Origin of the sequence: Martinezella calliandrae, assembly GCF_030272695.1 — a bacterium.
Taxonomy (GTDB): domain Bacteria; phylum Pseudomonadota; class Alphaproteobacteria; order Rhizobiales; family Rhizobiaceae; genus Rhizobium; species Rhizobium calliandrae.
The window spans coordinates 1-398 of record NZ_JARFYN010000225.1; the positions used below are offsets into that span (position 1 = coordinate 1).

A 398-nucleotide genomic window follows, 5' to 3' on the forward strand; every position below is an offset into this window, starting at 1 on the left:
AACATACAACATCCGTGAAAAAGCAACTGGATACGCTGAGCACCACCGTGAGCATGCAGTTCAGCACCACAGAGGCCGAACTGTCCCGGCAGCAGAAAAAACTGCTCTGGCGGGTGATCAAAGGGCGGATACTGTTTCCGGCGCTGACCGCGCTCAGCGTCACGGGCGGCATTTTCCTGGGGTGCTGGGGGCTGATGGAGTGGCAGGAAAGCAAGATTGCGAAAAATATCCTGACTATCAGAGAGCAGGAAAACACGCTGGCGAAACTCGAGGCAAAAACCTGGGGGGTGACGTTCGTCAATGGCGAGAACGGGAAATTTCTGGTGTTGCCGGACGGGGTGAAAGGGGAAAACACCTGGACGGTGGGCGACAAGAACGCCGTGAGGCTGGTCAGGGAG

The 398-nt window shown here is 56.8% G+C and carries 1 protein-coding gene; it reads left to right on the plus strand.

Annotated elements, in window-relative coordinates; translation table 11 throughout:
• Positions 1–14: 14 nt before the first annotated feature.
• Positions 15–398 (plus strand): hypothetical protein (locus PY650_RS36855; protein WP_159310498.1); only part of this gene is annotated, 384 nt, incomplete at its 3' end.